This is a genomic window from Paenibacillus sp. MAHUQ-45, assembly GCF_058133325.1.
In genome coordinates, this window is sequence record NZ_JBYUPV010000009.1 from 139,228 (window position 1) to 151,217 (window position 11,990).

10 protein-coding genes are annotated in these 11,990 nt (G+C 50.6%); 3 read left to right on the top strand and 7 right to left on the bottom strand.

What is annotated here, in order from left to right:
- Window positions 1-139: 139 nt before the first annotated feature.
- Entirely contained in the window at window positions 140-1,564 is a 1,425-nt protein-coding gene (locus AC3Y23_RS19750; RefSeq protein ID WP_379202123.1) for an aminotransferase-like domain-containing protein, read from the top strand.
- 163 nt (window positions 1,565-1,727) lie between these two features.
- Here AC3Y23_RS19750 and AC3Y23_RS19755 read toward each other — a convergent pair whose 3' ends face one another.
- From AC3Y23_RS19755 to AC3Y23_RS19775, 5 genes are all read right to left on the bottom strand, one after another.
- Window positions 1,728-3,698, bottom strand: a complete 1,971-nt coding sequence (locus tag AC3Y23_RS19755; protein ID WP_379202125.1) for an FtsX-like permease family protein — start codon at window positions 3,696-3,698, stop codon at window positions 1,728-1,730.
- Window positions 3,673-4,443: an ABC transporter ATP-binding protein gene (locus tag AC3Y23_RS19760; protein WP_379202127.1), complete on the bottom strand. Its 771-nt coding sequence runs from the start codon at window positions 4,441-4,443 to the stop codon at window positions 3,673-3,675. The genes AC3Y23_RS19755 and AC3Y23_RS19760 overlap by 26 nt, the downstream gene beginning before the upstream one ends.
- Window positions 4,444-4,782: 339 nt before the next feature.
- Complete coding sequence (locus AC3Y23_RS19765) at window positions 4,783-5,781, bottom strand: sensor histidine kinase (RefSeq protein WP_379202129.1); 999 nt, start codon at window positions 5,779-5,781, stop codon at window positions 4,783-4,785.
- Window positions 5,778-6,476 carry a response regulator transcription factor gene (locus AC3Y23_RS19770; RefSeq protein WP_379202131.1) on the bottom strand — a complete coding sequence of 233 codons (699 nt, stop codon included), beginning with the start codon at window positions 6,474-6,476 and terminating at the stop codon, window positions 5,778-5,780. The genes AC3Y23_RS19765 and AC3Y23_RS19770 overlap by 4 nt, the downstream gene beginning before the upstream one ends.
- A gap of 42 nt (window positions 6,477-6,518) precedes the next feature.
- Window positions 6,519-7,679: a phosphodiester glycosidase family protein gene (locus AC3Y23_RS19775; protein ID WP_379202134.1), complete on the bottom strand. Its 1,161-nt coding sequence runs from the start codon at window positions 7,677-7,679 to the stop codon at window positions 6,519-6,521.
- 479 nt (window positions 7,680-8,158) lie between these two features.
- Between AC3Y23_RS19775 and AC3Y23_RS19780 the strand changes: the two genes are divergently transcribed.
- Window positions 8,159-8,740: a histidine phosphatase family protein gene (locus AC3Y23_RS19780; RefSeq protein WP_379202136.1), complete on the top strand. Its 582-nt coding sequence runs from the start codon at window positions 8,159-8,161 to the stop codon at window positions 8,738-8,740.
- Window positions 8,741-9,071: 331 nt separating this feature from the next.
- Window positions 9,072-9,899, top strand: a complete 828-nt coding sequence (locus AC3Y23_RS19785; RefSeq protein WP_379202138.1) for a diguanylate cyclase domain-containing protein — start codon at window positions 9,072-9,074, stop codon at window positions 9,897-9,899.
- A 48-nt stretch (window positions 9,900-9,947) separates the two neighbouring features.
- On the opposite strand, the gene AC3Y23_RS19790 is transcribed toward AC3Y23_RS19785, so the two are convergent.
- Both AC3Y23_RS19790 and AC3Y23_RS19795 read right to left on the bottom strand, forming a co-directional pair.
- The gene (locus AC3Y23_RS19790) at window positions 9,948-11,189 is read right to left on the bottom strand and encodes an MFS transporter (protein ID WP_379202140.1); all 1,242 of its coding nucleotides are present in this window, start codon (window positions 11,187-11,189) and stop codon (window positions 9,948-9,950) included.
- A gap of 4 nt (window positions 11,190-11,193) precedes the next feature.
- The gene (locus AC3Y23_RS19795; protein WP_379202142.1) at window positions 11,194-11,931 is read right to left on the bottom strand and encodes a glycerophosphodiester phosphodiesterase; all 738 of its coding nucleotides are present in this window, start codon (window positions 11,929-11,931) and stop codon (window positions 11,194-11,196) included.
- Between the last annotated feature and the right edge of the window lie 59 nt (window positions 11,932-11,990).

Sequence of the window (11,990 nt, forward strand, 5' to 3'; positions counted from 1 at the left end):
CATATAAGGAAGAGAACAGAACAGATTGATTATTACAGAACAGATGGTGGCGAGATAATGTACAATAAGATATAAGGAAGTATGCTAAGTGCGGAAAGAATAGAGAGTAAGGAAAGAATGGAAAGGAGGCTTGTGCCTAATGAAAAAAGGGAAGGTAAGCGAGCAGGCACATCCCTTGTTCCGTCAAGTCTATGAGTACGCCCTGAATCGTATGGAGCGGGGGGAATGGAAAAGTCATGACAAGCTGCCTTCCATCCGATTGTTGGCCGAGGAATTGGGTGTACACCGACTGACCGTGTTCAAGGCTTACCGCCAATTGACCGAGGACGGCAAGGTGTATGTCAAGGATAAGTCGGGTTATTATGTCTCGCAGGGCAGCAGTCAAATTATAGTTCCCGATTTTAATTTTGGCGAAGGAAGCGGGGGTTCTTCTTATCTGAGCGCCAATCCCTTGTATGACATCCAGCGTGTGCCGGCGAAATACCAGTTCTCCGTGGCCCTCATTGATCCGGCGCTGCTGCCCAATCTTTTCTTATCTGACTATGTGAAAAGAGTATTCGACATGTATCCCAAGGTGATGGGGACTTATGCCAGTGTACAGGGCGACGAGGAATTGCGGGAGACGCTCAGCGGGCATTTTCGGAAGCAGCGACGTTTGCAGCTGTCTTCGAGCGAACTGCTGATAACCTCCGGTGCCCAGCAAGCGCTCAACCTGATTGCCCGGATGATGCTGGGACCAATGGATACTGTGCTGATAGAACGACCTACGTATAGCGTAGCCATGGATATTTTTCGACGGGCAGGTGCACGACAGGTCCCTGTGGAGATTACTCCGGACGGGTATGATCTGGACGAGCTCGAGGCCTTGATGGCCAAGCATAAGCCTCGCATGTTTTACATGAATCCGACGCATCACAATCCCACAGGTTATACAGTGCCTGTACGGCAGCGCAAGCTGCTGGTGGAGCTCGCGGAACGTTACCGCTGCCTGCTGGTAGAGGATGATGCATTTCGGGATATGTATTTTGAGGAAGAGCCGCCACCACCTATTTTTGCCTACGATACGGAGGGGTGGGTCGTCTATATCGGTAGCTTCAGCAAATATGTGGCGCCTGGACTCAGGATCTGCGCTGTCGCTTGTCGATATCCGATGATGGAGCGGCTGATCATGTTCAAATCGCTTGAAGACAATGGCGCACCGCTGTTGAACCAGAAAATATTCCTGCACTACTATACCTCTCTCCGGCTGCAGCAGCATCTCGGCAAGCTGCGGATCGCGCTTCAGGTGCAAAAGGAAATTATGGAGGAGGAGTTGTCCCAAAGCGGCTGGAAGTGGAAGACTCCCCGAGGCGGGCTGACCCTGTGGGTGCAGCTGCCAGATGGGACGCCGATAGATGTTCTTCTTCGCCAAAGTCTGGAGCATTCCATATCTTTTGTACCCGGATCGATTTGCGATCCGCTTGGCGAGATGAAATCATGGCTGCGGCTCTGCTACTCCTTTTTAAGTGAACCTCTGCTGCGTGAGGGCATACAGAAGCTGACGGCCTTGGCGCGAAAATTATAATGAGCGGTAACCGCACTTTTGCGCTTTGCTAGAATAACTCCTGCTATTTTAGCGATATCACGATCAGTTGTAGAAATAGAAGGAAAACCTCCTGCTAAAATGCGCTTACGGCCCTATATGGGGCTGTGTAGGTAGCATTAGCGGGAGGTTTTCCAGTTTACGATTAAACCATCATTTTCTTAAGACTGTGAATATAGCGTGATTTCACGATGAGGAAGAATACACTTTGCAGCACGAGATAGGCGGCGAAAGTGACCAGGACAGGCTCAACGACATTTACGATCCCCATTTGCCCGAGAATGGGACTGATCACGACCAGGCTTTGAATGGCTGAGATGAAGATAGGAATATAGAACAAGATAGCGATCTGCTTGGTTGCAACTGCAGCCATCTCTCCAGTACTTAGTCCAATTTTAGATAGCGCACGGTACATGCGGATATCCGCAGCTAACTCGCTGTGCAGTTTGAAGTACAGGAAACTGGCGGATGCAACCGAGAAGATCAGCGCGACAAAGATGCTGACGAAGCTGATCATAGCTGTGCTTTGCTTCAGTAATAAGTAACTTTCTGCACGAGAGTTTAGGTAGGAAGTCAACCTTCCACTGTTATTGTCCCGATTTGCGGCTTCAATCTGGTAAAGCTTCGCCCCAATTATAGCATCCTGACTGTTTGCTGTAGGCAGAGACTCCTTATCCCAAGCTGGTACCTTGTAGAGATACTCTATATAGGGTTTGATTGTCTTTCCAGTCTTGGCTGATTTTGCGGCCTGAATCGTTTCTAGCCTAGATTCTGGGATAATAATGATAGGAATACCTTTATTAAGGAAATCCGCTTGGTCTGAAATAATGATCTTTTTAACGGCAAGCGTCTCTGTCGGATGTTCTTCCATAGTGATTCCGCCCTCGCGGATATAATTTGAGGCGATGTTATCCTTACTGGCGATCAGAGCAGCCTCATTGGGCCCCAGGTTATCTATTGCGGGGAATCCAAGTACCTTCACAAGCTCCTTATATTGCGACAAACCCAGCAAATAAAGTGTTTTGGGCCTACCTCCATCCCCGCGAGAATTGGCCAACGTGGCATATAGTGTATCGATTCTCGTCTCTGTATAAGCTACGCCTGCGGCCTTTAGCTCACGATGAATCTCACTCCGGTCAGGTTCGGCGGAAGAAGTCTCGTAGAAGGTCTTGGTCACGGCAAAAGGATTGCCGAAATACATATCTCTTCCAGCCTGGTTGATCGACAGAACGACGCCTGCACCCATGCTGGCGAGTGCAGTAACCACAGTAATCAGGAAGAGCATCCGCGAATTATCGCGCAGTTTGTAGCTCATCTCTGAAACCCAGAGTAGCCGCGTGCCGCGCCAGGTTGACTTCCGGCTGCGCTGGAGCAGGCGCATGAACAGTACGGACAGCTGTGAGTAGAAAAAATACGTTCCAGCGATTCCCGTCACGGCGGCAAGAATAATGGTCACAGGGTTCAGTTCTATGCGCAGCGCGAAAAATCCGGTCGTGAGCAGTGCGGCGCCAAACAGAGACAATAGAATAGAGGCTTTAGGCGGTTTCTTAGGTTTCGCGTTGCCTTGCAACAGCTCCAACACTCTGTTTTTGCGGATAAACAGCAGAGTGAAGATCGAGATCACCAAGAACAAAGTGATAAAGGAAGCCGCTGTGATCAGCATAGGCTTGAGAGGCAGGTAGAACGGAAGCCCATCAATGCCGATGATCTTGGTGCTGAGCAGCAGAAAGAACTTGGAGAGCAGCATGCCGCCTCCAATTCCCGTGACAATCGCGAGCAGGCCAATCAGCATATTTTCCAGAAAAACCAGCTTGTTGATCTGCCCCGGACGTGCACCGAGAATACTTAAAAGCCCGAATTCCATATTCCGCGATTTAAGGAATGTTCCAATGGAGTACATGACGAAGAAAAAGGCGAACACATATACAATAGACGCGGCCACCTTCATACTGATTGCTGCACTCGGTCCCATGGAATTATTGGCTACATCGGGATGATAAATGAAGACGGTATATGCAAAAAAGACCATGACCATAAAGGCGCTGCTTAGAAAATAAGCGATGTATGCCCTGGAGTTGCGCCGGACATTATTAAACGCGAATTGAGGAAAGTTCATGGCTATTCCCTCCCCAGAATGAAAGTGTGTCAATGATCTTCTGGAAGAACGCCTGCCGGTTGTCTCCCCGGTGAATCTCGGCTGCAAGCTTCCCGTCCTTAATGAAGACGATCCGGTTGCAATAGCTTGCTGCCAGCGGATCATGGGTCACGAGCATCAGGGTGGCACCGTCCTTGCGGTTGATCTCTTCCAGGGATTCCATCACAATGCGGGAGGAATTGGAATCCAGCGCCCCGGTTGGCTCGTCGGCCAGGATAATCGCGGGTGAGGTGATGATGGCGCGGGCGATGGCAGTCCGTTGTCGCTGTCCGCCTGAGATTTCATAGGTGCGCTTGTTCAGAATACCCGTAATATTAAGCTGTCCAGCCACCTTGCGCAGCAAGGATTCCATTTCACTGAGCTTACGGTTATCCAGGGTTAGCGGCAGCACGATATTCTCCGCTACGGTCAACGTTTCCAGCAGATTAAAGTCCTGAAAGACGAAGCCGAGCTGTCTACGGCGAAAATGGGCGAGCTCCTTCTTATTCATCCGATAAGGATTGCTGCCATTGATGTTCACTTCGCCCGAAGTGGGCTGGTCAATGGTGGAGACCATATTCAGCAAGGTGGTTTTACCACTGCCGGACGGGCCCATGATACCAACAAATTCACCGCTTTCGATGCTGAGATGGATATCGGTCAGCGCCTGGGTGAGCACTTTGCCGGGATATACTTTATTAAGAGCTTTAACTTCCAATACGTTCATGACGTTTCATTCCTTTCCTGTCTGAAGCGTTATTGTCGCCCTTGCCGTTTAAAGGGGCAAAAGGTATGACTTCCTGCTATCAATGTACAGGATGGGGCGAGCGTGCGCTATGGAATTACCTTAACATAACCTTACAGATCCTTTAAGGTTATGTTCGTGTCGCTAACAGGGCCTTCTATGGTGGGCGAGCTCGATGTGCTGCTGTATTATTCCCTGCTCCAGATTCCTTATTCTGGATTTGGGTCTGTATATGGGGCACTTGAACTTTGTATCGAGTGTTATAAAAAAGAGGTCATTCGTAAAAACCGCAAATGGCTTTTACGAATGACCCTTAGGGGCTTACTGTCTTTGGGCAGTGCCACTGAAAATGATCTGTACGGTGGTTCCTTCTTGGGGTCTGGACTCCAGCTTCACCTGGTGTCCCAGCCGGGCGCAGATCTCGCGGACGAGATACAGACCCATACCAGTGGATTCATGGTATTGGCGTCCCCGTTCACCCGTGAAGTAAGGATTGAATACCCGTTTCAGGTCTTCCGGGGATATGCCGATACCCTGGTCCGAGATCTTCAGGACCGTATTCAGGCCCTGACGCTCCGCCGTGATCGTCACCGTTTTACCGGAGCCGGCGGTGTAATTAACGGCATTGGTCAGTAACTGACTCAGCATGAACATCAACCATTTGGCATCGCTGTACACCGAGAGATCCGGGTCTACCCGAATCTCGGCATGAATGCCCCGCCGAATGAAGAGCCGGCGGTTCTCGGATACCGCCGCGCTCACCGTCTGGCGCAGAAGCAGAGCTTCGACCTGAAAATCTTCTTCGAAACGGTCCAGCCTAGAACTGTAGATGACCATCTCCAGCCCTTTGCGGAGCCGTTCCACCTCTTCCTGGATACTGGCAGCGGCATCGTCCTCCAGGTCCTGGAGCGTGAGCTGGATCACGGATAGGGGCGTCTTCATCTGGTGAACCCAGCGGTTCATGAATACGATATGCTGATCCATTCGCGTGACATGACTGTTCAACTGCTCCTGATATTGGCGATCGATTCCCTGCATCAGTTCATGCACCGCCTCCGGCAGCGGAGAGTCGCCAAGCGGTTCAAGATAATCCTTAGGTGAAGGCTCCTGCTGCAGACTCAGTATGGCATATAGCCGGCGGTGCTGGACATAACGGTAGCACAGATAGAGCAGGAGGATGACACTGCTAATCAGTATCCCGTACAGCACAATCGAGAACGGCCTGTTCTCCCCGGATATCCAGTACAGCACAGGGACTAGCAGCATTTGGAGCAGATAGAACAGCAGCAAGGGGAGTTGATTCTTCCAGAACAGCTTCATAGGCTGCCGCCCACAAGACTGAGGCGGTAGCCCGCGCCCCGCACAGTTTCCACGATTGTCTCCAGCCCCAGCTCCTTGAGCTTTTTCCGGACCCGGGTAATATATACGTTCAGGGTGTTGTCATCAATGAAATGCTGGTCCTCCCACATGAGATCCAGCAGGCGTTCCCGACTGACGACACGTCCTTCCTTAAGCATGAGTGCTTCTAGAAGCACAGCTTCCTTCTGAGTCAGTTCGGCGGTTCCCCCGGCATACTGCACGACATAACGCTCTGGATAAAGGATCAGTCCTCCCGACCGCAGTGTACGCTCCTCCTGGATCTGCGCATAGGAGCCATAGGCCCTGCGCAGGTGGCTGCGGATTTTGGCCAGGACCACCTCGTAGTGAAAGGGCTTCGTAATATAATCGTCACCGCCGTTCTCCAGCGCCATGACCTGATCCATTCCACTGTCTCGGGCGGAGATGAAGAGAATGGGGCAGAGAGAGGACTTGCGGATTTGGCGGCACCAGTAGAACCCGTCATATCGCGGCAGATTGACGTCCAGGAGCACGAGATCAGCAGCGCTTTGCTTAAAATCCTCCAGAACACTATTGAAATCGTCTACGATAACGGTCCGGAATTCATATTTGGTAAGATAGGCACTCAGCAGGCTCGCTAGCTTGGCGTCATCCTCAACAATGAAAATTGTCTCCACATTCAAGTCTCCTTTGGTTCAGAGTATAGGCAGCAGTGCAAATTATTGATATTTGACGATCAGGGCATTGCTGATCTGGCGTCCTGGCGAGGTTAAATACTTTCCGTTGTAGAATAGTCCGCTGGAGGCCCCGCCATCCAGATTCATGGCCTGGTAGGCGCCAGCCTGCTTCATAATCTCTGCCATTTGCGGAATGGTAGCGCCGCCTGTGGTCACAAGAATCAGCTTATGATCGCGTGTCAGGCCCAGTGCGCTGCGCGCCCCGCCGCCAGTCAGAATCTTGGGATCGCGGAAGCCCTCAGCCGCCACATTCAGGGATACCTTGCCGTCAACGAGCAGACGCGGGCCAGCCTGAACAGCACCCTCAACTTGTCCGGTGTCGAAGAGAGGTTTGAAATCCAGACCTGCCACAAGTCCGGCCAAGTGGTTCTTATCGTAAGTGAAGACGACTCTGCGGTCGGCCGGGCTGTTTTTAAGTAGCTTGCCATTGCTCACGATATAGCCATAAGGAGCCTTGTATGCTCCTTTGGTATAAGCATCAAAGAAAGTTCCGTTGACAGCAGCAATGGCGCCACTGCGCTTGGCAATACTGTTCAGATCTTCTACTTTCCCGATTGTATTTCCAGCCAGGACCATATCTAATCTGACCTTGGGATGCAGTAGAGAAACGGTAACCGTCTGGATTTGGAAGCTGCGGCTTCCGACCTTAACGCTTTTGGCAGCCGCGACTACCCCCTGGCTCCCCGCAGGAATCAGCGCACCGCTAAGTACAGGCAGGGTGGAAGCTGCATCCCCGCTAGTCACTGTAATGGAAGAGGATGGAGCATCCCATTTCAGCCCCAGTCCCAATGATTTGCTAACCACAGATAGAGGGACATACAATGTTCCGTTATCTGTAAAAGCGCGTTCCGTAGTCGTTGTAGGATTGCCATTTAAGGAGGCTCCGACTTGTCCAGGTACTAATGTGAGGACATTGTCGTCCTTTGTAATTTCAATTTTGTCCCCGGCAGCGCTCCATCCAGCCTTAATTCCATCAAAGCCATTCAGGAAGCGGAGGGGAATGTAAGAATGGTTGCCCTTGTCAACATATACCAGGGTCTTGGGTGCGGGGGTCGCACCGGCGGAATAAGGCACCGAGGTAAGAGCTGGAAGAAGAAGGGCGGCGGTTAAAATCAGTGAACTGCATGTTTTTCTCATGTTCATAATCAGTATGAATCTCCTTTTGTCAGTTGCAGCATCTCATGCCGTCAATTAGGATAATATGGCCCAATTTGCATAATCTTGGGCGCTCTTATCATATAACTGGTCCTCGCAGCCGTCAATTCATACCGCCCCGAACGCAGGTGCAAACGCCTGTATTTTCAGCTTATATAAGACGAAACTAAGATCCGAACGTAAGGCTCTATCGTCACTACGGTGGAATGTTTGGACTTCCGGTCGTTGTTGTCCCCAGATTTCTTCTTTATAACCGCTCCTTGCGGTTGAAATCTGGCGACAAAGACGAGCGCTTCGCTCCTACAGTTCCAAACTTCCCCCTTCGTTCCTCTTCGCTTTTCGTTACTTTCTTTTGTTAGGCTTATATTGAAGAACCGCTTAGAGGGACCGCCATGTGCAACCGCAGCCATCATAGTTTATACTTTAAGTAATCATGGAATATATAAAGCATAAAGGCAGGTAATGCAATGACGACCACAATTGGCTTGATACGGCACGGGAGCACGTTCTGGAATAAGGAAGGCCGGGTCCAGGGCATTACAGATAACCCACTCGATGCGGAGGGGCTGGAGCAAGCAGAAGCGATTGCTGAACGACTCAGTGGAGAGACTTGGGATTATCTCTACTCTAGCGATCTGCTTCGGGCACGACAGACGGCAGAGACCATCAGCCGAAGATTGGGCATGGAAATTGCCGGTCTGGTACCGGGCATGCGCGAGATGGACGGGGGACTTATCGAAGGCACGAATGAACAGGAGCGGGTGGAGCGCTGGGGCAAAGACTGGAAAGCGCTTGATCTCGGACTGGAAAGCCCCGATTTGGCTGAGCAAAGAGGCCGGCAGGCGATCGAAGAACTGGCGGAGAGACACCCAGGCAAGAATGTGCTGATAGTCAGCCACGGCGCCTTGCTGCGCAACACGCTCAGAGGGCTGGTTCCCAGTCTGGATGTTCATGAACTACTTAAGAACACTTCCATTACCCGGGTGGTCAAGAACGATGGCATCTGGAGTTGCGAGCTGTACAACTGTATCGAGCATCTGAGTGACTAGAGTAGCTGTTCACACATTAAGGGGAATTCCTTTGTAAAATCATAAAAATGGCGGTCCGTATATCAATCGCGGACTGCCATTTTTTAATAGGACAACAGCGACCAGAGTCCAAACAACATTCGTCGTAGTGACGACCGATCCTTAAGTTTGTCTTATACAGATACTGTTGCATAAGGTTATCCGTGGTATTCTCATGGCTCAGGTTCACCTGTGTAGCCTCTTTGAAAGGCTTGTTCAGAAAATGTTGAGATAGATTATGTTATACTTAAATATTATTATTCGAAATTTAACATGCAGAATCAATATGCAAAAAAGGTTGTGTGGAGGCAACATGGAAGAAACCCGACAATTTGTACTGGTTGTGTGCTCTATCCTCATTGCTGTGTCGGCCGCCTATGCGTCACTGCGATTGTTTCAAGGTTATGCGGGCAAGTCCCAGAGAGTTCGGGCTATGTATACCGGCATATTCATTATTATCAACGGCTGCGGAATATGGGGGATGCATATCCTGGGACGGGTGCGCAATCCAAATATTAACGAGACTGGACAGGATCTTATCATCTCCTTAGCAGTTTATGTCCTAACTATTGCTTTTCTAATGTTCCTGGGCTCCAGAATTATGCTTGTTATGGTAGAAAGAGACCAGCTCAAGGAGCTGGCCTATAAAGATGCGTTGACAGGACTACTGAACAAGAATGGTATGGACCATTTTTGGGACCACTGCAAGGAAAATGAACAGATTGCGGTGTTGTATATGGATCTGAACCGTTTCAAGTCGATTAATGATAAGCTCGGTCACCATGTAGGTGATTTATTGCTGGAAGCTGTCGGCAGCAAGCTAGCCCAGTTCTCTAGCAAGGGGCGGAGGCATATTTTTCGGATCGGTGGAGATGAGTTCGTCATCATTGCCAAACGTTACAGCCAGAAGGAAGCGGAGCAACTCGCTGTCCGTATTCTGGAGAAGATCGCCAAAAAATATAGCCTGGAGCAGCATAATTTGTTCGTATCAGCCAGTATAGGTATTGCCATGAGTCACGGCAAGGTTAACCACTACCGCCTTCTTAGAGAGGCTGACATCGCCATGTATAATGCGAAGCAACTTGGGACCGGACGTTACTCCGTATATAAACCGACAAGCGACATATCTCATGCTAAGTAGGATAATATCTTATTAGATCATTTATTGTGATACCTCGTTACAAGCTGGTCAGACACCGGGGGTTTGGTAGGAACTGGATGTATCCCTGCGTTCTTTGATCAGCATCAGACAGAGCAGAGCCACCGCCATACTCAAGGCTGCACAGTAGAACAGAACGGAATATCCTAGCAGATCAATTAATAGACCGAGAATTGGTGGAGATCCGACGGCGGCAAGGGAAGATACCAGATAATACATTCCCGTCCGTGTGCCGATGCTTTCCTCTGTTCCTGTAGCAACGAGATAAGGATAAGAGTTGATGTTGATGCAGGCCCAGAAGATGCCCCCCAGCAGTAGCAGTCCCCGCAATATAAGCAGATTCTCTGCCAAACCTACAAGCGCAAACACAGTCATCAGACCGCATACGCCGGTTATGATGACTTTTTTCTTGCCGAAGACACTGCCCAGCCAGCCGCTGGGAATGGCGAAGAGCACAAAAGCCAGCGAGAAGAAGGTGAGCGAGAAGGACGCTGCCTTTTCACTAAGGCCAAGATGATGTTTGCCATACAGCGTAAATAACGTTTCAACCCCCTGATAAGCGACAAACCAGAAGAAAATGGCAGCCAGCAGAAATAGGGTGGTCCGGTCCAATTGACTTTTGAACGAGATCCTGGAGAGCTTGGAGGGGAGCGCTGCAGAGTTGGGCAAGGAGGGCGTAGCTTCAGCGGATAGTGGTGCTGGCTCATTCACCCGGTCCCGTTGCTCATTAATAAAGCGTGACACGATTAGCAGACATAACAGTGTGATAAGTCCGGCAGCGATGAAGGGAAGTACAGGGCTGGAGTCATAAAGAACAGAGCCCACGCCAAAAGCCAGGATGGAGCCGATTCCGCCCATGAAGTTGATTAGTCCGTTCGCCCTTGTCCGCTGGCTATCAGGCGTAATATCGGGCATCAGCGCCACAGTGGGCGAACGGAACAGGCTCATCGCCAGATTCATGAGCATCATGAAGAGTAGCAAGGTGAATAGTCCGGTGTGGAACGGAATCAGCATCGTCAGTACAGCGGCCAGGGGCATACCGATCAGAAGATAAGGCATTCTGCGCCCATAACGGGTCACTGTCCGGTCGCTGCGATTGCCGATCCACGGCTGCAGGAACAGTGCAAAGTAATTATCAATGGTCATCATAAAGCTGATCAGGGCAACACTGTGCACATACTTTTCCAGGAAAAATGGAACAAACGCATTATACAAGCTCCATGTAATGCTGATGCTGAAAAAGCCGAAGCCGAGCAGCCAGACCTTTTTCACCGTGTCACACTCCTTTGGCAGCCAGCAGCTCGGCCAGAATGTCAGGATGGTCTGTAATAATGCCTGCTACACCTGCATCGATCAGGTACTTCATCCGCTCGGGATCATTAACGGTGAATGGATGGTAGACGACACCACGTGCCGCAGCTTCCGATACGAATTCTGGAAGTAACGCGTAGTGGTAGGCGTGCAGAGCAGTAGCACCAAGGCTGGCGGCATAATCCCACGGACGGTACAGGCCCTCCATGTATAGAATGCCCGTGCGGATCTCCGGTGCCAAGGAATGGAAATAAGCAAGAGAGTAATGATTAAAGCTGGAAATGACAACCTGATCGCTCATGCCCCATTCACGGACAGCGGCTATAACTTTCTCCTCTAAGCCAGGGTACAGGCACTCTCCGTTCTTAAGCTCAATATTGAGAATGATATCGGTCTCGTGGAGCAGTTCCAGAAGGTCTTCCAGCAGCGGCAGAGGCTCCCCTGCAAAGTCTGTGCCGAACCAGGAGCCAGCATCGAGGCTGAGCAACTCGCGCAGTGTATGATCCTTCACGGCACCGGTGCCGTTCGTGGTACGATCCAGCGTTTCATCATGAATCAGAATCAGTGCGCCATCCTTGGACATTTGAACGTCTGTTTCGATTCCGGTCGCTCCGAGCTCCAGACTCTTGCGGAAGGCCGCCATGGTGTTCTCCGGGCAGACGGCGGATGCGCCGCGGTGGGCAAAGTTGATAATTGAAGTCATCGGTATGCTGTCCCTCCAATGGTTTATTTAATGTGCCTGATCAGTCAGGCTATCCTCAT